Raw genomic sequence first — 18,724 nt, 5'->3', positions numbered from 1 at the left:
CGGTTGAATAAGGTCATGCAGAACCTGCTCCCCGAGCCTCCGGCCACCCTGCTGCCCGCCGACGCCGAGGCCGACAAGGCACTCGCCGAGGCGACCGCGGCGGGCACCACCGAGGCCCTCAAGACCGTTGCCGCGGACCACCCGACGTACAGCGCCGCCTGGGCCGCCCTCGCGGCCGGGGCGCTCGACGCCGGCGACCCGGTCACCGCGTACGCCTTCGCCCGCACCGGCTACCACCGCGGCCTCGACGCCCTGCGCCGCAACGGCTGGAAGGGACACGGCCCGATTCCCTGGTCGCACGGGCCCAACCAGGGCTTCCTGCGCTGCCTCTACTCGCTGTCGCAGGCGGCGGCCGAGATCGGCGAGGCCGACGAGGCTGCCCGCTGTGCCCAGTTCCTGCGCGACAGCGACCCCGCTGCCGCCGACGCCCTGAGCTGACTACCTACAGACCCTCCGCTACGGCCGCCGCGATCTTCAGCCACGCGTCCTTCGTGTTGCTGGAGAGGTGGCCGTAGCGGATCGGCTCACCCGAGTCGATCAACTTTTCGTACGGGGCGAGCAGCACCGCCCGCGTCCGCGCCGCGAAGTGCCGCTGGATGGCCGGCAGGTCGATGTCCTTGCGGGTCGGCGGCATCGACACCACGCTGATGGCCTGCCGGACGAGCCGCTGGCGCCCGCTCTGCTCGAGGTGGTCGAGCATCCGGGCCGCCGTCTCGGCCGAGTCGTTACGGGCCGACATGGTGATCACCAGTTGGTCGGTGGCGTCCATGGCCGCCTGCCAATTCTGCGCTCGTACGTTGTTGCCGGTGTCCACGAAGATCAGCTTGTAGAACCGGCTCACGATCTCGCGGATCTCGCCGAACGCGTCGGCCGTCAGCATCTCGCCCGCGGTGGCCGACTCGTCCGAGGCGAGCACGTCGAACATGCCCTCGCCCTGGGCCCGCACGTATTGCGACAGGTCGCCCACCCGCCCGTGCGAGCCGCGGAACAGATGCAGGTCGCGCATCATGTCGCGCACCGTGCGGGCGTGGAAGTCCTGCTGGGCCCGCATGCCGAGGGTGCCCTGGGTCTCGTTGTTGTCCCAGGCCAGCACGTACCCGCCGCGCTTCTGCCCGAAGGTCATGGCCAGCAGCAGCACGGCCACCGTCTTGCCGGCGCCGCCCTTGGGGTTGACCACGGTGACCTGGCGCAGCCCGCCGAAGTTGCGGCGGACCATCTCGACGTCCTGTTTGTACTCTTGCTCGCGCTTACCCGGAGCCAGCTTGACCAGGCCCATCGTGCCCTTGCGGAGCATCGCCCGGGCGCCCTGGGTGGCCACCGGGTCGGCCGGCTTGGCCATGCGGCGGCGGGCGAACTCTTCGGCGGTGGGCGTGCCGTCGGAGACCCAGGGCAGATCCTGGAACGGGTCGGTCGAGGGCTGGGCCGGCGCCGGAGGCTGCGGATGCTGCATGGCCCGCGGGTCGATGCTGGGCGGGTACGGCCCGGGCATCTGCCGCGGCACGGCCGGCGGCGCGGCTGGTGGCTGCGCTTGCGGGGGTACGGGGGGTGGGCCCTGGACGGGCGGAGGCGGGGTGGCGGGGCGGTAGATCGCGCCGTTGGCCGGGTCCCCGGCATCGGCCGGGCTCACCGGCGACGGCTGCGGGGGAGCGACCGGAACCGAGGCGGAGGCGGCCGCCCTCGGGGGTGCGGGCGGCTGAAGATCGGGCGCGGGCGCCGGCCGCTGTGGAGGCTGCGACCACGGTGAATCCGGTGAACCGTGCACACCGGACTCATCGTCGCCGGAGACGGGTACGGCCGGAGGCGGTGCTTCCGGAGCGGGTGCCGGCGGTTCGAGGTTGGGCCAGGCCTGAGTGGGCGGCGGCGCCGGGCGCGGAGCCGGCACCTGGATGTTTGCGGGCGGCGGCACCGGCACGGCGGCCGGCGGCGGCACCGGGATGCGCTCACCCGGCCGGTAGACCCCGGGCGCCCCGTTCGGCGGCGACGGAAGCGGCACCGGCGGCGGCGCCTCGTGCGGCACGGGCCGGCCGTGCACCGGCGCTTCCAACTCGTCCGCCGCCCAGAACGGTTCGACATCACGATCGGGCGGTGCGGGGTTGTTGGACGAGCCCGGGACGTAGACGCGGTCAGCGTCCTCGTCCTCCACCGATGCCACGGATGCAACCCTCCCCGGATGCTGTCCTTACTCCTGGTTCACACAGTAGGTCAGCTCGCGTAGACCGCCCAGGCCCCGGCCTCGGTCCACCATGAACGCTTGCGGCTCATCGCGCCGCCGACCCCGTCGTCGAGGAACTGGATCTCGCCGTCGCGGGGCAGCACCGAGACCGCGCGACCCCGGGCCCGGCGCACCTCGACGCGCATCTTGGTGCCCCGGAAACGTTGCTTGACGATCGTCGGGACGGCCACCGCCACCTCGACCTGACCGTCCACCGCGTCGCCCTCGGCCAGCATCCGCAGGCCGGCGAACTCGGCGTACCCGGCGCTGTTGCCGATCGCGCAGGCCAGGATCGGGTCCTCGCCGTCCGAGAGCACCGCGTCGTCGACCTCGACCCGGCCCCGCCAGGGCACCGCGCGCCCGTCGTCGTCCATGCCGCCGACCAGGGCGCCGTCCACGGTGACCGAACCGCCGTCGTTGCGCAGCAGGTCGAGACGCCGCACCGGGCCGCCCAGGACGGCCGCGGCCACCTGCTCGGGGGTGCGCGGCAGACCCAGCTGAGCGGCCAGGTCGGTGGTGCTGCCCGCGTCGAGGGGCAGGATCGCCAGCGGCGGCAGGTCGGGCACGGTGCGGCCGGTCGGCAGGTCACCCGGTCGTTTGCTGGGCGGGGGAGCGTACCGCCGGACCAGCCGGCGCACGACGGCGCGCAACTGGCCGTCGGTCGCCGAGGCCACCACCAGCCTGGTCTTGCTGTCCGGGTCGGGCCAGTTCAGACCGTCGGCGCGAGCCGGGCCGTCGAGCCGGGACAGCACCTCGTCGATCTCTTGATCGGAGGCCGCGGTGATCGTCTCGACCCGGGCGCCGGCCGCGGTGAGCGCGTCGGCACAGCGCAGCACCGGAACCCGCGGCGCGCAGGCGGTGGCCGGCGCGCAGCCACCGCACTCGGCGCCGCACGCGCCCCCGCCGGAACCCTGACCCTCGGCCAGGCTGAGCAGGACCACGTCGTACATGTCAGGCTCCGCTCAGGACCGAGTGGCGCTCGATGACCTGGTCGCGCGCGGGGCCGACGCCGACCACCGAGATGCGGGCGCGGATGCGCTCCTCGACGAAGACGACGAAATCCTGCGCCTCTTTGGGCAGATCGTCGAACGAGCGGGCGCCCATGATGCTCTGCTTCCAGCCCGGCATCGTCTCGTAGATCGGGACCGCGTGGTGGAAGTCGGACTGGCTGATCGGCATCTCGTCGTGGCGGACGCCGTTCACCTCGTACGCGACACAGACGGGAATCTCGTCCAGGTCGTCGTAATTATCGAGTTTGGTGAGAACGAAGTCGGTGACGCCGTTGATCCGCTGGGCGTAGCGGGCCATGACCAGGTCGAGCCAGCCGATCCGGCGCGGGCGGCCGGTCGTGGTGCCGTACTCCTGACCGACCTCGCGCAGGTGGTCGCCGAACTTGTCGTGCAGCTCGGTCGGGAACGGGCCCTCGCCGACGCGGGAGGTGAACGCCTTGAGCACGGCGACCACCCGGTCGATGCGGGTGGGCGGGATGCCGGAACCGGTGCAGGCGCCCCCGGCCGTCGCGTTCGAGCTGGTCACGAACGGGTAGGTGCCGTGGTCGACGTCGAGCAGGGTGGCCTGGCCGGCCTCGCACAGCACGACCTTGCCGGCGTCCAGCGCCTCGGACAGTTCGAGGGCGGTGTCACCGACGTAGGGGCGCAGACGTTCCACGTACGACAGAAGCTCGTTGACGACGTCGTCGGGCTTCACGGCCTGGCGGTTGTAGATCTTCGCGAGGATCTGGTTCTTGAAGGAGAGGGCCGCCTCGACCTTCTGCCGCAGGATCGACTCGTCGAAGAGGTCCTGGATGCGGACGCCGACGCGGTTCATCTTGTCGGCGTAGGTCGGGCCGATGCCGCGACCGGTGGTGCCGATCCGCCGCGCGCCCAGGTACCGCTCGCTGACCTTGTCGAGCGACCGGTTGTACGAGGGGATGACGTGCGCGTTCGCGCTGATCCGCAGCCGTGACGTGTCGATGCCGCGCGACTCGAGCCCGTCGATCTCTTGGAACAGCACGTTGAGGTCGATCACCACGCCGTTGCCGATCACCGGCACGACGCCGGGCGAGAGAATGCCGCTCGGCAGCAGGTGGAGGGCGTATTTCTCGCCCTCGATCACCACCGTGTGACCGGCGTTGTTGCCGCCGTTGAACTTCACCACGTAGTCGAGCCGGTCGCCCAGCAGGTCAGTGGCCTTGCCCTTGCCCTCGTCGCCCCATTGGGCGCCGACCAACACGATCACCGGCACGTGCGTGAGCCTTCCGTCGAACAGGTCGTACTCGGCAGAGGTCCGGGTACTGCCGAAGTTTACGCGACTGCCCTGGTGTGCGACGTGGGGAAGCGGCTCGCCGGTAGGATCGCCCGTCGTGCGCGTACTTCTGATCGGTTCCGGCGGGCGCGAGCACGCCCTCGCCGTCGGCCTCGCCGCCGACCCCTCCGTCGACTTCCTCGCCGCCGCTCCCGGCAACCCGGGCATCGCCCAGGTGGCCGAGCTGCACGAGGTGAAGGCGACCGATCCGGCCGCGGTGGCCGCGCTGGCCGTCGAGCTGGCGGCCGACCTGGTCGTCGTCGGGCCGGAGGCGCCGCTGGTGGCTGGGGTGGCCGATGCCGTACGGGCCAAGGGCATCGCCTGCTTCGGGCCGAGCGCCGCGGCGGCTCAGCTCGAGGGCTCGAAGGCGTTCGCCAACGAGGTGATGGCGGCCGCGGGTGTGCCGACGGCCCGGTCGTACGCCTGCACGACGCCGGACGAGGTGGGCCGAGCGCTCGACGACTTCGGCGCCCCGTACGTGGTGAAGAACGACGGTCTCGCGGCCGGCAAGGGCGTGGTGGTGACCGACGACCGCGCGGCCGCCGAGCAGCACGCGGCCGACTGCGGCAAGGTCGTGATCGAGGAGTTCCTGCCCGGCCCCGAGGTCTCGCTGTTCGTGGTGACCGACGGCACGGCGGCTGTTCCGCTGATGCCGGCCCAGGACTTCAAGCGGCTGGCCGACGGCGACGAGGGGCCCAACACGGGTGGCATGGGCGCGTACGCCCCGCTCGCCTGGGCGCCGGACGATCTGGTGCCGCGCGTGCTGGCCGAGACGGTGGAGCCGACGCTGGCCGAGATGCGCCGCCGCGGCACCCCGTTCGCCGGGCTGCTCTACGTCGGGCTGGCCCTGACCCCTGACGGCCCCAAGGTCATCGAGTTCAACGCGCGCTTCGGCGACCCCGAGACCCAGGTGGTGCTGGCCCTGCTCGAGACGCCGCTGGCCGGTCTGCTCAACGCGGCCGCCACCGGCACGCTGGCCCAGCTGCCGCCACTGCGCTGGCGCGACGGCGCGGCCATCACGGTGGTCGTGGCCAGCCAGAACTACCCCGGCACCCCGCGTACGGGCGACGTGATCGAGGGCGCCGAGGTGCCCGGAGTGATCCACGCCGGCACCGCCCGCCGCGACGACGGCGCCCTGATCTCCGCCGGCGGCCGCGTGCTCAGCGTAACCGCCACCGGCCCCGACCTGGCCGCAGCCCGCGACGCGGCTTACGCCCTGGTCGACGGCGTGCGCCTCGACGGCGCCCAGTTCCGCACGGACATCGCGCTGGGCGCCGTCGAGGGCCGCATCAAGCTCTGAGGCCCGGCGAGGTCAGGCCTTCGGGATGTCGAACAGCTTGGCCACGTTGGCGGCCAGGCCGAGGTCGCCCTTGGCCTTGATCTTGCCGGTCATGAACATCATCATCGGGTTGCCGTCGCCCGAGACGACCTTGAGGAACGTGACCGGGTCCATGGTCATGGCCAGCTTGGGCTCGCGCACCGGCTGGTTGGTGACCGTGCAGGCGCCGTTCTCGATCACCGTCTCGTAGGTGTCGCTCGCGCCGCCGGCGCCACCGGTGATGATCCAGTGGATGACCGCGGTGGTGTTGCCGGCCTTCTCGGGGCGGAACAGGGTGGGCATGCGGTTGAAGACCTCGTCGAGGATCTTGGCCCGCGAGTCACCGGCCATCACCTCGGCCAGCTTCGCATCCGGCGTCGCCTTGACGAGCTGCGCGAACTCCTTCGGCCCGATGGCGGCGAGCGAGTCCGGGTTGAAATCAGTCATCGGTGAAGACCTTTCAGGCTGAGTCGACCTACTCGTCGGTAACTTTAGCGGCTGAGCCGCCGTCCCGTGCAGTGTGCCACTCCCAAACAATCGTTGGACAGTCGCCCCGCCGCGTCCTAGACTCCCCAACATGTCTTTGGGAGATGCGAGCGAGAAGGCCGCGATGCGCGCTACGGCCCATCCCGTCCGCCTACGGATCATGTCGCTGCTCACCGCCGCCCCGATGACCGCGGCCGAGGTGGCCCGGGAACTCGGGCTCACCCATGCCAACGCCAGTTATCACCTTCGCCACCTGCACTCGGCCGGGATGATCGTCGTCGCCGGCGAGGAGAAAATTCGTGGTGGCGTCGCCAAGCGCTACCGCTACGATCGCGCGCAAGATCGCCAGTCCGAGACTCCCGAGCAGAAGCGGGCGCTGTTCGCTGCGCTCGGTCACGAACTGATTCGGCGCACCGCCTCCGGTCAGTTCGAGTCGAAGATCCTGCTGGGTGACGGCGAGTTCTGGATCGATCCGGAGAAATGGCTCGACCTGCGCCGGCGGTTCATGGCGCTCGTCGCCGAATTGCACGACGAGGCTCAGCCCCCGCGTACCGCCGGCACCATCCGCACCAGCACCACCGTCGCGATGTTCGAGATGGAGTCCTGATGAGCACCGCCCTCGCGCCGCTGCGCATCCCCGCCTTCCGCCTGCTCATCGGCGGCCGCACGATCAACGCGCTGGGCAATTCGTTCGCGCCGATCGCGCTCGCCTTCGCCGTGCTCGACCTGACCGGCTCGGCCACCGACCTGGGCCTCGTGGTCGGCGCCCGCACGCTGGTCAACGTCGTCTTCCTGCTCTTCGGCGGGGTGCTGGCCGACCGCCTGCCCAAGCATCTGCTGATGGTCGGGGCCAGCCTGGCCGCCTTCCTGACCCAGGCAGTCGTCGCCACCCTGGTGCTCACCGGCACGGCCACCATCCCGGTGCTCATCGTGATCTCCGCGCTGAACGGCATGGTGGGCGCGCTCGCCCTGCCCGCCACCTCGTCGATCCTGCCGCAGATCGTCCCGGCCGAGATCCGTCAGCAGGCCAACGGGCTCAACCGAGTGGCCCTCAACACCGCCGCCGTGCTGGGCGCGCCGCTGGCCGGCGTGGTCGTCGCCGCGACCAACCCGGGCTGGGGCATCGCCGTCGACTCGGCCACCTTCCTGGTCAGCGCCCTGCTCTTCGCGTTCCTGCGGGTGCCGCCGCCGGCGAAGGCCGAGCCCGCCCCCGGAGTGATCGGCGACGAGCAGACCCCGGGCGAGCCGGCCGTCGAGCCGTCCCGGCCCAACATCTTCGCCGACCTGCGTACGGGCTGGTCCGAATTTCGCTCGCGCACCTGGCTGTGGGTCGTGGTGGCCGGGTTCTGCGTGCTCAACGCGGCCTGGAGCGGTTCGCTGTTCGTGCTGGGGCCGGTGGTCGCCGACGAGACGATCGGGCGCCGCGCGTGGGGTCTGGTGCTGGCCGCCGAGACCCTCGGCATGATCGTGGGCGCGCTGCTGGCGATCCGCCTGCGGATGCGGCGGATGCTGCTCTTCGGCGTGTTCAGCACCCTGTTCATGTCGATCCCGGTGCTGATCCTGGGCGTCTATCCGCACCTGTGGCTGCTCATCGGCGGCGCGCTGGTGGCGGGTCTGATGGTCGAGCAGTTCGGCATCGCCTGGGAGACGACGATGCAGGAGCACATCCCGGCCGACAAGCTGGCCCGCGTCTACTCGTACGACATGGTCGGCTCTTTCGTCGCCATCCCGATCGGCGAGATGGCCGTGGGTCCGTTCTCGCACGTGGTGGGTGTGCGGACGACGCTCATCGGCGCCACCGTGCTGATGACACTGGCCGTGATCTTCATGTTGCTGAGCCGTGACGTGCGCACGCTGCCGCACAAGCTGCCGGAGCCCGAAACCGGTGCCGTGAAAGAATCGGTGGCGTGACCATCCCGAACGTCCTCGCCGCTCGTTACGCCTCGACCGACCTGGTGACCCTGTGGTCGCCGGAAGAGAAGATCCGCATGGAGCGCCGGCTCTGGCTGGCCGTTCTCAAGGCGCAGCGCGATCTGGGCGTGGCCGTCCCCGAGGGCGCCGTCGAGGCGTACGAGTCGGTGCTCGACCAGGTCGACCTGGGGTCGATCGCGGCTCGTGAGCGGGTGACCCGCCACGACGTCAAGGCCCGCATCGAAGAGTTCAGCGCGCTGGCCGGCTTCGAGCAGATCCACAAGGGAATGACGTCGCGCGACCTGACCGAGAACGTCGAGCAGCTGCAGATCAAGGCGTCGCTCGAGCTCATCCGGGCCCGGGTGATCGCCGCCCTGGCCCGGCTCACCGAGCGTGCGGTCGAATACTCCGACCTGGTCATGACCGGCCGCTCGCACAACGTCGCGGCGCAGGCGACCACTCTCGGCAAGCGGTTCGCCTCGGCCGCCGAAGAGCTTCTCATCGCGTACGAACGTCTGGACGACCTGATCGGCCGGTATCCCCTGCGCGGCATCAAGGGCCCGGTCGGCACCGCCGCCGACCAGCTCGACCTGCTCGACGGCGACTTCGACGCGCTCGGCGCCCTCGAGCGGCGCGTCGCCGGCCACCTCGGCTTCGAGCGGGTGCTGAGCAGTGTCGGCCAGGTCTACCCGCGGTCGCTCGACTTCGACGTGGTCTCGGCGCTGGCCCAGATCGTCGCCGGTCCGTCGTCGCTGGCCACCACGATCCGCCTGATGGTCGGGCAGGAACTGGTGACCGAGGGCTTCAAGCCGGGCCAGGTCGGCTCGTCGGCGATGCCGCACAAGATGAACACGCGCTCGTCGGAGCGGGTCAACGGGCTGGCCGTCATCGTCCGCGGCTACCTGTCGATGGTCGGCGAGTTGGCCGGCGACCAGTGGAACGAGGGCGACGTCTCGTGCTCGGTGGTGCGCCGGGTCGCCCTGCCGGACGCGTTCTTCGCCACCGACGGCCTGTTCCAGACGTTCCTCACCGTGCTCGACGAGTTCGGCGCCTACCCCGCCGTGATCGCCCGCGAGCTCGACCGGTTCCTGCCGTTCCTCGCGACCACCAAGATCCTGGTCGCCGCCGTGCGCAAGGGCGTCGGCCGTGAGGTGGCGCACGAGGTGATCAAGGAGCACGCCGTCGCCGTCGCGCTCGCCATGCGTGAGAAGGGCGCCACGGTCAACGACCTGTTCGACCGGCTCGCCACCGACGGCCGGCTCGGCCTGACCCGGGCCGAGATCGACACCCTGGTGGCCGACCGGGCCGCCTTCGTGGGGGCCGCGCCGTCCCAGGTGCGGGCCGTGGCCGACCGGGTCGCCACGATCGTCGCGGCTCACCCGGACGCCGCCGGGTACGCGCCGGCGCCCATCCTGTGAAAGCTTGAAGATTTGATCGGGCAGTGGCTGAGATCACCCACGAGTTGGCTGCTCAGCGGGGCCGGCGTCGCGTGCGCGACACCGGCCGAGAAACCTTCGGCGTGGTTCGCAAGGTAGGCTCCACGTGCTTACACCTATCAGTCAGGAGTGCCCGTGGCTCGCGTCGTGGTCGACGTCATGCTCAAGCCGGAGATCCTCGACCCGCAGGGCCAGGCGGTCGCGAATGCGCTGCCCAGGCTCGGCGTCGACAATGTTTCGTCCGTCCGCATCGGCCGGCGGATCGAGATCGAGTTCGCCGGCGCGCCCGATCTCGACCGGGCTCGCGAGATCGCCGACAAGCTGCTCGCCAACCCGGTGATCGAAGACTTCACCATCAACGTCCACGAGGACGCCGCGGCGGAGGTCGCCTGAGCATGCGCATCGGTGTGGTCACCTTCCCGGGTTCGCTGGACGACGGGGACGCGGCCCGCGCCGCGCGCATCGCCGGCGCCGACGTCGTCCGTCTCTGGCACGGCGACCCCGACCTGCACGGCGTCGACGCCGTGGTGCTGCCCGGCGGCTTCTCCTACGGCGACTATCTGCGCTGCGGCGCGATCGCCCGGTTCGCCCCGGCCATGGAATCGATCATCGACGCCGCCCGCGGCGGCCTGCCGGTGCTCGGTATCTGCAACGGCTTCCAGATCCTCTGCGAGGCCCACCTGCTGCCCGGGGCGCTCACCCGCAACCAGCACCTGCACTTCCGCAACCGCGACCAGTGGCTGCGCGTCGAGGGCACGAACACCGCGTGGAGCAACGCCTTCACCGCCGGGCAAGAGGTGCTGATCCCGGTCAAGAACGGCGAGGGCTGCTACGTCGCCGACGAGCGCACCCTCGACGCCCTCGAGGCCGAGGGCCGCGTGGTCGCGCGGTACATCCGCGGAAACCCGAACGGTTCGCAGCGCGACATCGCCGCGATCACCAACGAGGCCGGCAACGTCGTCGGCATCATGCCGCATCCGGAACACGCGGTGGAGGCGCTGACCGGTCCGTCGCTCGACGGCCTCGGCTTCTTCACCTCCGTCCTGCGGGCCCTGGCCGGGGCGTCAGCAGGCGCGAACGCAGGGGGACATCAGTAATGACGACGCAGCCGGACACGTCCGCCGCGCCGAAACAGACCGGTTTCGCGGCGACCGACGTGCTGGTCAACGAGTTCGACGGCGGGCCCGACACCGTTCAGCGGGCCGGCACCACGCCGGACGAGCTGCAGCCGCACACCGAGCTCGGCCTCAAGGACGACGAGTACGACCGGATCCGGCAGATCCTCGGCCGCCGTCCCACCGCCTCCGAGCTCGCGATGTACTCGATCATGTGGAGCGAGCACTGCTCGTACAAGTCGAGCAAGGTGCACCTGCGCCAGTTCGGTGACAAGGCCCCCCGCGGCACCCGCATGCTGGCCGGCATCGGCGAGAACGCGGGCGTCGTGCAGATCTCCGACGACCTCGCGGTCACCTTCAAGGTCGAGTCGCACAACCACCCCAGCTTCGTCGAGCCCTATCAGGGCGCGGCCACCGGCGTCGGCGGCATCGTGCGCGACATCCTGGCCATGGGCGCCCGCCCGATCGCGGTGATGGACCCGCTGCGCTTCGGCGCGGCCGACCACCCTGACACCGCCCGCGTGCTGCCCGGCGTGGTCGCCGGCATCGGCGGCTACGGCAACTGCCTGGGCCTGCCCAACATCGGCGGCGAGATCGTCTTCGACCCTACGTACCAGGGCAACCCGCTGGTCAACGCGCTGAGCATCGGCGTGCTGCCGGTCGAGCGGCTGCAGCACAAAGAGGCGGCCGGCGTCGGCAATATCGTCGTGCTGCTGGGCGCGCGCACCGGCCGCGACGGCATCGGCGGCGTCTCCGTGCTGGCCTCGGCCACCTTCGACGACGAGGCGGAACAGCGCCGCCCGTCGGTGCAGGTGGGCGACCCGTTCATGGAGAAGCTGCTGATCGAGAGCTGCCTCGAGCTCTACGACGCGGGCCTGGTGGCCGGCATCCAAGACCTCGGCGGCGCCGGCCTCACCTGCGCGCTCACCGAGACGGCGGCCGCGGCCGGCACCGGCATGCGGGTCTGGCTCGAGCGGGTGCCGCTGCGTGAGGCGTCCATGTCGCCGACCGAGATCCTGGCCAGCGAGTCGCAGGAGCGCATGCTCCTGATCGTCACCCCGCAGAACCTCGAGGCCGTGCTCAGCGTGGCCGAGAAGTGGGGCGTCTGGGCCACCGCGATCGGCGAGGTCACCCCGGCCGGCGAGGACGGTTCGCCGGGTCGCCTGGTGATCAGCTGGAACGACCACGTTGTGGTGGACGTGCCCCCGGGCTCGCTGGCCGACGACGGCCCGGTCTACGCCCGGCCGATCCGTGAGCCCGCCGACCTCATACTGCTGCAGGCCGACAAGGCCGAGACGCTGCCCCGGCCGGCCACCGGCGACGAACTGCGGGCCACGGTGCTGCGCATGATCGCCTCGCCGAACCTGTGCGACAAGACGTGGGTCACCGAGCAGTACGACCGCTACGTGCTCGGCAACACGGTGCTGGCCCAGCCGGAAGACTCCGGCGTGCTGCGCATCGACGAGCGCACCGGCCTCGGTGTGGCCCTGTCGGTCGACGGCAACGGCCGCTTCGCCCGGCTCGACCCGTACGAGGGGGCCCGGCTCGCGCTGGCCGAGGCCTACCGGAACGTCGCCGTCACCGGGGCCGAGCCGGTCGCCGTCACCGACTGCCTCAACTTCGGCTCGCCGGAAGACCCGGCCGTGATGTGGCAGTTCGCCGAGGCCGTGCGCGGCCTGGCCGACGGCTGCCAGCAGCTGGGCACCCCGGTGACCGGCGGCAACGTCAGCTTCTACAACCAGACCGGCGCCGCCGCGATCCACCCCACCCCGGTGGTCGGCGTGCTGGGCGTGTTCGACGACGTGGCCCGGCGCATCCCGATGGGCTTCCAGACCCCGTCCGGCGACGGCGACCTGCTCCTGCTGCTCGGCGAGACGACGACCGAACTCTCCGGCTCGGAATGGGCCTGGGTCACCCACGGCCACCTCGGCGGCCGGCCGCCCAAGGTCGACCTCGAGCACGAGCGGCGGCTGGCCCAGCTGATGGCCCGCGCGTCGCAGACCGGCCTGGTCAGCGCGGCGCACGACCTGTCGGACGGCGGCCTGGCCCAGGCGCTGGTCGAGAGCTGCCTGCGCTACAACGTCGGCGCCCAGGTCACTCTGGCCGCCGACGCCTTCGTGCAGCTCTTCAGCGAGTCGGCGGGCCGGGTGCTGGTCGCCGTGCCGCGCGGGCACGAGAAGGCGTTCAAGGCCCTGGCCGCCGAGTTCACCATCCCCGTCAGTTCGCTCGGCGTCACGACGTCCGAGCCGGTGCTCGAGGTGCGCGACCAGTTCAGCCTGTCGCTCGACAAGGCCCGTGAGGCGTACGAAGGCACGCTGCCCCGGTTGTTCGGGGGCTCGGCCGAGCTGGCCAACCGCCACGGCGACCCGGAGCACGCGGCCGACCCGACGGCGCCCGCCTCCCCCGACCGGGGCGACGAGGTGCTGATCACGGCGGCGGCCGGCGCGGCCATGGAATCGGCGGCTCCGATCGAGGCGGACGGCATCCCGGCCGCCGCGGCGGCCGAGGTCAAAGAGCCGTCGCCGACCGACGACGCACCGGACGCCTGACACGTACGAAAAGAGCCGGCCAGCGAATCCGCTGGCCGGCTCTTTCGTGTTCAGAACTCAGTAGTCGTGGCCGCCGCGCCGAGGAGCCGGTGCGTCGTGCCCCGGGCGGCCGCGGCGCTGGTCGTAGCCATCCTGCTGACCGTACTGGTCGTCGTAGCGGCCGCGGTCGTCGTAGCCGTCGGCCGGCGGCTGGTACGAGTCGTAGCCGCCCTGCTGCCCGTACTGGCCGTCGTCGTAGCCGCCGCCGTACTGCTGGGTGCCGCCGCCGTACTGGCCGCCCTGACCGCCGCCGTACTGCTGGCCGCCGCCCTGCTGACCGTGCTGGCCGCCCTGCGGGCCGTAGCCGTTGTTGTCGAGGCCGTCGCCCGCGGCGCCCCACGATCCGTAGCCACCCTGGTCGGCCGGTTCCTGTCCGTAACCGCCGTACTGGCCGCCGCCGTCGTACTGCTGGGTGCCGTCGCCGTACTGCTGGCCGCCGCCGTACTGGGCACCGCCGTAGCCGCCGTCGTTGTCGGCCTCGGGCCGGTACATGCCGGTGGCCTCGCCGTACGCTCCGTAGTTGCCGCCCGCCTGGGCGCCGCCGCCGTAGCCGTCGTCCTGCGGGCGGCCGTACGAGGTCGCCTCGCCGTACTGCTGAGTGCCGCCGCCGTACTGCTGGGTGCCGCCGTACTGGTTGCCGCCCTGGTCCCAGCCGCCCGCCGCCGCACCGGCGTAACCGCCCTGCTGAGGCAGGGGAGCGCCGTACGGGTCGGGGAATTCGTCCTCGGCCGGCACCGGACGGTGGATCACGGTCGGCGCGTCCGCCATGGCCGCCGAGCGCGGGGCCGGAGCGATCATGGTGGCGTCGTTGCGCCCGCCGCCGACCGGCGCGCCGACCCGCGTCGCGTCGGTGAAGCCGCCCCGGCTCGGCGGCACCACGCCGCCCGAGCCGGCCAGGCCGGTCGGGTCGTCGTCGTCACCGTCGTTGTCGGAGCTGTTCCGGCGGCGCAGCACGACCAGCACGATCGCGCCGATGCCGGCCGCGACCAGCAGCACGCCGATGATGATGTAGAGCATCGAGCCGCCGTCGTCCTCGTTGGACGCGGCCTGGTCGGTCGCGGGCTGGGTGGCCGTCGCCTCCTCGGGCGTCGGCTCCTCGCTCACGTCCTCGGTGGGGGTGGCGCTGGTCGGCGACGCGCTCGGGGTCGTCGGAGCCGACGTGGTCGGGACGACCTTCGACTTCAGCGTCAGCGACACGCTCAGATTCTGCCCGGCCTGGGCCTCACGCTGGACGGTCACGTCCTCGAAGCCGTTCTTGCCGGCGCCGATCGAGATGCGGCCGGGGGCGATCGGGTTGTTGTCCGACGAGGTGAAGGAGAACTGCCCCGAGCCGTCGGACGTGCCCTGGAAGACCTTGCCCGCGCTGTCCTGCATGCCGACGGTGGCGCCGGCGATCGCCTTGCCGTCCTGGTCCTTGACGCGACCCGAGACCTGGCGCACGGTCTGCGGCTTGTCCGGCCCCTTGACGGTGATCTGCTGGCTGGTCCGGCCCGGGCCCTCGTTCTGGACCTCGGCGGTGATCTCGACCGTAACCTGGCGCGTCTCACCGGCGTTGACATTGGGTGCGGTGAGTTGCACGGAGAATTGGCGTCCGTTGCCGTCGACGACGGTGCGGCGGCCGCAGTCGGCGCCGCGGCAGTCCATGCCGCCGCCGTTGACGTTGATCTGGACCGGGACCGGGACCTGGCTGCCGTTACCCTCGGCAACCTGGAACTGCATGGTCAGCCGCCCGCCCGAGAGCACCTCGGTCTGCAGTTCGGTGATCTGCACGTTCGGCGGGGCGGCCAACGCCGCCGTGGGCGCGACGAAGAGTCCGCCCAGCACCACCGCCAGTAACGCACCGGCCTGGGCCGCCCGGGCTCGAAGGTGCGTTGTCACCATCCACCGCCTTCCGGTCGCACGGTCTCCCGGCCGTTCAAGGGTGGCCGGTTACATCCCGCGACTAAAACACCGTCGGCCACTATGCCTTGTCACACGTCCATCGCGCGACCCAGGGCCGCGTACCAATCTCGCTGAAGCGAGTCGTATCGTCCCGACGTGTCCCCTGCGCACAATAAATCCGAGTCCGTGAAAGAAGCGTTGGACGCGCTGGACCGTGGCGTCGAACCCGAGAGATCAGTGCAGCGTGACGCTGTGCGAGCGCTGCTGGCCGAGTTGTCCCGGAAGGCGCCTGGCCGATCGGTGGAGGTCCGGATTCCGCCATTCGGTGCGATTCAGTGTGTTCCTGGTCCCAGGCACACACGTGGCACACCGCCCAATGTGGTCGAAGCCGACCCGATCACCTGGCTGCTGGTGGCCACGCAGCGTATGACCTGGGCGGATGCGGTGCGTGACGGGCGGCTGCGGGCGAGCGGCATCCGCACGGATCTGACCGAGTACCTTCCGCTGACCGGCCGCGAGGCCGATTAGCTGCGAGGTCAGTGCCCGCCGGCTCGCGTACACTGGGCGGTCGGACGGCAGTTACGAGCACATGAGCATGAGGGAGCTACAGGTGCCCCGAGGCGACGGCCGGTTGACCGACGATCTCGACCCCCAGGAACGCGGCCCCCAGGATGCCTGTGGCGTCTTCGGCGTCTGGGCCCCGGAGGAAGAGGTCGCGAAACTCACGTACTTCGGGCTCTTCGCTCTGCAGCACCGTGGCCAGGAGGCCGCCGGTATCGCGGTGAGTGACGGCTCCGGCGTGGTGGTCTACAAGGATCTCGGCCTGGTGTCCCAGGTCTTCGACGAGCCCACCCTGGCCAGCCTGCGTGGCCACCTGGCCATCGGGCACACGCGCTACTCCACCACCGGCGGCTCGAACTGGGAGAACGCCCAGCCGACGATCCGCGCCACCACAGCCGGCACGACGATCGCGCTGGCCCACAACGGCAACCTGGTCAACACGGCCGAACTGGCCCGTGAGGTGGCCGAGCGCGGCCTCGAAGCCGACAGCGCCACCTCCGACACCGCTCTGGTGACCACGCTGCTGGCCAGCCGCCCCGACCTGTCGGTCGAGGCCGCCGCGCTCGAGGTGCTGCCCGGGCTCAAGGGCGCGTTCAGCTTCGTCTTCATGGACGAGAACACGCTGTATGCCGCCCGCGACCCGCAGGGTGTGCGGCCGCTGGTGCTGGGCCGCATGGAGCGGGGCTGGGTCGTGGCCAGCGAGACGGCCGCCCTCGACATCGTCGGCGCCAGCTTCGTGCGTGAGGTCGAGCCGGGCGAGATGCTGGCCGTCGACGAGCACGGCCTGCGCTCCACGCGGTTCGCCGCGCCCGAGCCCAAGGGCTGCCTCTTCGAGTACGTCTATCTGGCCCGCCCCGACACGACGATCGCCGGCCGCAACATGTACTCGGCCCGCGTCGAGATCGGCCGCGTGCTGGCCCGCGAGCACCCCGTCGAGGCCGACCTGGTCATCCCGGTGCCCGAGTCGGGCACCCCGGCCGCGATCGGCTACGCCGAGGAATCCGGCATCACCTTCAGCGCCGGCCTGACCAAGAACGCGTACGTCGGCCGCACCTTCATCCAGCCGTCGCAGACGATCCGTCAGCTCGGCATCCGGCTCAAGCTCAACCCCCTGCGCGAGGTCGTGCGGGGCAAGCGCCTGGTCGTGGTGGACGACTCGATCGTCCGCGGCAACACCCAGCGGGCCCTGGTGCGCATGCTGCGCGAGGCCGGCGCGCTCGAGGTGCACGTGCGCATCTCGTCGCCGCCGGTCAAGTGGCCCTGCTTCTACGGCATCGACTTCGCCACCCGGGCCGAGCTGCTGGCCAACGGGCTCGACAACGAGGGCATCCGCCGCTCGATCGGCGCCGACTCCCTGGGTTATGTTTCCCTGGACGGTCTGGTGCAGGCGACCGAGCAGCCCAAGTCGCGGCTGTGCATGGCCTGTTTCGACGGGCACTATCCGATCGAGCTGCCGGCGGGCAACCTGATCGGCAAGCACCTGCTCGAGGGCGTCGGCAAGCGCGCCTCGATGCCGTCGGCCAGTGACGAGGCGGCGACCGCCGCGGTGGCCGAGCTCGAGACGGAATACGACGTGCGCGAGCTGGCCGGCCAGGGCGGCGCGTGACTGTGACGAACGAAGAATCGCTAAGGGGAGAACCGTGACGCACGTGTCCGAGCGCAACAGTGCCGGGTCCAACGGCGCTGAGGGCGGCGACCGCCGGCCGTGGACGGCCGGTGGTGGGCGCGGGGTGCGCAAGCGCACGGCCACGTACGCCGACGCGGGCGTCTCGATCGAGGCCGGTGACCGGGCCGTCGAGCTGCTCAAGTCGAAGGTCAAGAAGACCACCCGGCCCGAGGTGATGGGCGACCTGGGCGGCTTCTCCGGCCTGTTCCGGCTCAACACGGCGAAGTACAAGAGCCCGATCCTGGCCTCGTCGACCGACGGCGTCGGCACCAAGCTGGTGATCGCCCAGCAGCTCGACATCCACGACACGATCGGCATCGACCTGGTCGCCATGGTCGTCGACGACCTGGTCGCCTGCGGCGCCGAGCCGCTGTTCCTGCTCGACTACATCGCCTGCGGCGAGGTCGTGCCGGACAAGGTGGCCGAGATCGGCGCCGGCATCGCCGACGGCTGCCGCTACGCCGGCTGCGCGCTGCTCGGCGGCGAGACCGCCGAGCACCCCGGCGTGCTGCGCCCCGACGAGTACGACGTCTCGGCCACCGGCGTCGGCGTCGTCGAAGAGAGCGAGATCCTCGGCCGCGAGCGGGTCGAGGTGGGTGACGCGGTGATCGCCATGCGCTCCTCGGGCCTGCACTCCAACGGTTACTCGCTGGTGCGCCACGTGCTGCTCGGCGCCGGCCGCATGCGGCTCGACTCGGTGGTCGACGACTTCGGCAGCCAGCGCACCCTGGGCGAAGAGCTGCTGACCCCGACCAAGATCTATGCCAAGGACTGCCTGGGCCTGATCGAAGAGACCGACGTACGCGCGTTCTCGCACGTCACCGGCGGCGGCATCCCCGGCAACCTGGTGCGCATCCTGCCGGAGCACGTCGACGCGGTGGTCGACCGCTCGACCTGGCGCCCGCAGCCCATCTTCGACCTCATCCAGGCCAAGGGCCGGATCGAGGACAACGAGATGGAGGCCACGTTCAACATGGGCGTCGGCATGTTCGCGATCGTCTCGTCCGACGACGCCGACCGGGCCATGGCCTACCTGACCGGCCGCGGCGTCGAGGCGTGGCAGGTCGGCGAGGTCATCGACGGCACCGGCGAGGTGCAGATGATGGGCCAGTACACCCGGGGCTGAAGCCCCGCGGCAAACGATCCGCGTGTGTCGATATCCGGCACATGCGGATCTTTTTCGTTTACTGGCTGGACCCGGGGGCCTAGCCTCTGACGTGAGTTCCATACGTGTTGGCCAACGGCG

16 protein-coding genes are annotated in these 18,724 nt (G+C 71.1%); 11 read left to right on the top strand and 5 right to left on the bottom strand.

The genetic code is table 11. The features are described 5' to 3' along the window. The first annotated feature begins 15 nt into the window (after positions 1 to 15). Positions 16 to 438: a DUF3151 domain-containing protein gene (locus OWR29_RS38035; protein ID WP_267568357.1), complete on the top strand. Its 423-nt coding sequence runs from the start codon at positions 16 to 18 to the stop codon at positions 436 to 438. A 4-nt stretch (positions 439 to 442) separates the two neighbouring features. Here OWR29_RS38035 and OWR29_RS38030 read toward each other — a convergent pair whose 3' ends face one another. From OWR29_RS38030 to OWR29_RS38020, 3 genes are read right to left on the bottom strand one after another with little or no spacing between them, the layout of a single operon-like run. Further along, on the bottom strand, positions 443 to 2,143 hold the full coding sequence (locus tag OWR29_RS38030) for a MinD/ParA family ATP-binding protein (protein ID WP_267568517.1): 1,701 nt from the start codon (positions 2,141 to 2,143) through the stop codon (positions 443 to 445). Between the two features lie 59 nt (positions 2,144 to 2,202). After that, positions 2,203 to 3,162, bottom strand: coding sequence for a diacylglycerol kinase family protein (locus OWR29_RS38025; RefSeq protein WP_267568356.1), 960 nt, complete (start codon positions 3,160 to 3,162; stop codon positions 2,203 to 2,205). Position 3,163: 1 nt separating this feature from the next. Then, entirely contained in the window at positions 3,164 to 4,456 is a 1,293-nt protein-coding gene (locus tag OWR29_RS38020; RefSeq protein ID WP_267568355.1) for an adenylosuccinate synthase, read from the bottom strand. Positions 4,457 to 4,574: 118 nt separating this feature from the next. On the opposite strand from OWR29_RS38020, the gene purD reads away from it, so the two are divergent. Next, positions 4,575 to 5,816, top strand: coding sequence for a phosphoribosylamine--glycine ligase (gene purD, locus OWR29_RS38015; RefSeq protein ID WP_267568354.1), 1,242 nt, complete (start codon positions 4,575 to 4,577; stop codon positions 5,814 to 5,816). A gap of 12 nt (positions 5,817 to 5,828) precedes the next feature. Here purD and OWR29_RS38010 read toward each other — a convergent pair whose 3' ends face one another. Further along, positions 5,829 to 6,281 (bottom strand): SCP2 sterol-binding domain-containing protein, encoded by a 453-nt coding sequence (locus OWR29_RS38010; protein ID WP_267568353.1) that lies wholly within the window; start codon positions 6,279 to 6,281, stop codon positions 5,829 to 5,831. Between the two features lie 130 nt (positions 6,282 to 6,411). Between OWR29_RS38010 and OWR29_RS38005 the strand changes: the two genes are divergently transcribed. The 6 genes from OWR29_RS38005 to purL all read left to right on the top strand — a co-directional run bounded on the left by OWR29_RS38005 (position 6,412) and on the right by purL (position 13,331). Further along, a complete protein-coding gene (locus tag OWR29_RS38005; RefSeq protein ID WP_267568352.1) occupies positions 6,412 to 6,927 on the top strand; it encodes an ArsR/SmtB family transcription factor in 516 nt (171 codons plus the stop codon). Next, positions 6,927 to 8,231: an MFS transporter gene (locus tag OWR29_RS38000; protein WP_267568351.1), complete on the top strand. Its 1,305-nt coding sequence runs from the start codon at positions 6,927 to 6,929 to the stop codon at positions 8,229 to 8,231. Before OWR29_RS38005 ends, OWR29_RS38000 begins: the two co-directional genes overlap by 1 nt. Next, positions 8,228 to 9,649: an adenylosuccinate lyase gene (purB, locus tag OWR29_RS37995; RefSeq protein WP_267568350.1), complete on the top strand. Its 1,422-nt coding sequence runs from the start codon at positions 8,228 to 8,230 to the stop codon at positions 9,647 to 9,649. The genes OWR29_RS38000 and purB overlap by 4 nt, the downstream gene beginning before the upstream one ends. 153 nt (positions 9,650 to 9,802) lie before the next feature. Further along, positions 9,803 to 10,060 (top strand): phosphoribosylformylglycinamidine synthase subunit PurS, encoded by a 258-nt coding sequence (gene purS / locus OWR29_RS37990; protein ID WP_267568515.1) that lies wholly within the window; start codon positions 9,803 to 9,805, stop codon positions 10,058 to 10,060. After that, positions 10,057 to 10,764 (top strand): phosphoribosylformylglycinamidine synthase subunit PurQ, encoded by a 708-nt coding sequence (gene purQ, locus OWR29_RS37985; RefSeq protein ID WP_267568513.1) that lies wholly within the window; start codon positions 10,057 to 10,059, stop codon positions 10,762 to 10,764. Before purS ends, purQ begins: the two co-directional genes overlap by 4 nt. Beyond that, complete coding sequence (gene purL / locus OWR29_RS37980) at positions 10,764 to 13,331, top strand: phosphoribosylformylglycinamidine synthase subunit PurL (protein ID WP_267568349.1); 2,568 nt, start codon at positions 10,764 to 10,766, stop codon at positions 13,329 to 13,331. The genes purQ and purL overlap by 1 nt, the downstream gene beginning before the upstream one ends. Positions 13,332 to 13,388: 57 nt before the next feature. Here purL and OWR29_RS37975 read toward each other — a convergent pair whose 3' ends face one another. Next, the gene (locus OWR29_RS37975; RefSeq protein WP_267568348.1) at positions 13,389 to 15,251 is read right to left on the bottom strand and encodes a carboxypeptidase regulatory-like domain-containing protein; all 1,863 of its coding nucleotides are present in this window, start codon (positions 15,249 to 15,251) and stop codon (positions 13,389 to 13,391) included. A gap of 156 nt (positions 15,252 to 15,407) precedes the next feature. Between OWR29_RS37975 and OWR29_RS37970 the strand changes: the two genes are divergently transcribed. From OWR29_RS37970 to purM, 3 genes are all read left to right on the top strand, one after another. Then, positions 15,408 to 15,779 carry a sterol carrier family protein gene (locus tag OWR29_RS37970; protein WP_253242468.1) on the top strand — a complete coding sequence of 124 codons (372 nt, stop codon included), beginning with the start codon at positions 15,408 to 15,410 and terminating at the stop codon, positions 15,777 to 15,779. Between the two features lie 82 nt (positions 15,780 to 15,861). Further along, positions 15,862 to 17,418: an amidophosphoribosyltransferase gene (gene purF, locus OWR29_RS37965; protein ID WP_267568512.1), complete on the top strand. Its 1,557-nt coding sequence runs from the start codon at positions 15,862 to 15,864 to the stop codon at positions 17,416 to 17,418. 34 nt (positions 17,419 to 17,452) lie between these two features. Continuing rightward, positions 17,453 to 18,604, top strand: coding sequence for a phosphoribosylformylglycinamidine cyclo-ligase (gene purM, locus OWR29_RS37960; RefSeq protein ID WP_267568347.1), 1,152 nt, complete (start codon positions 17,453 to 17,455; stop codon positions 18,602 to 18,604). Positions 18,605 to 18,724 lie beyond the last annotated feature (120 nt).

The organism is Paractinoplanes pyxinae, assembly GCF_026626335.1.
Lineage (GTDB): Bacteria > Actinomycetota > Actinomycetes > Mycobacteriales > Micromonosporaceae > Actinoplanes > Actinoplanes pyxinae.
Note: the sequence above shows the minus strand (reverse complement) of the source record. Positions and strands in the feature narration are given on the sequence as shown.

Bases quoted from the DNA above. Each gene is read 5' to 3' on its own strand.
- OWR29_RS38035 (WP_267568357.1), top strand. From the start codon at position 16: ATGCAGAACCTGCTCCCCGAGCCTCCGGCCACCCTGCTGCCCGCCGAC.
- OWR29_RS38025 (WP_267568356.1), bottom strand. From the start codon at position 3,162: ATGTACGACGTGGTCCTGCTCAGCCTGGCCGAGGGTCAGGGTTCCGGC.
- OWR29_RS38010 (WP_267568353.1), bottom strand. From the start codon at position 6,281: ATGACTGATTTCAACCCGGACTCGCTCGCCGCCATCGGGCCGAAGGAG.
- OWR29_RS38005 (WP_267568352.1), top strand. From the start codon at position 6,412: ATGTCTTTGGGAGATGCGAGCGAGAAGGCCGCGATGCGCGCTACGGCC.
- OWR29_RS38000 (WP_267568351.1), top strand. From the start codon at position 6,927: ATGAGCACCGCCCTCGCGCCGCTGCGCATCCCCGCCTTCCGCCTGCTC.
- purL (WP_267568349.1), top strand. From the start codon at position 10,764: ATGACGACGCAGCCGGACACGTCCGCCGCGCCGAAACAGACCGGTTTC.
- OWR29_RS37975 (WP_267568348.1), bottom strand. From the start codon at position 15,251: ATGGTGACAACGCACCTTCGAGCCCGGGCGGCCCAGGCCGGTGCGTTA.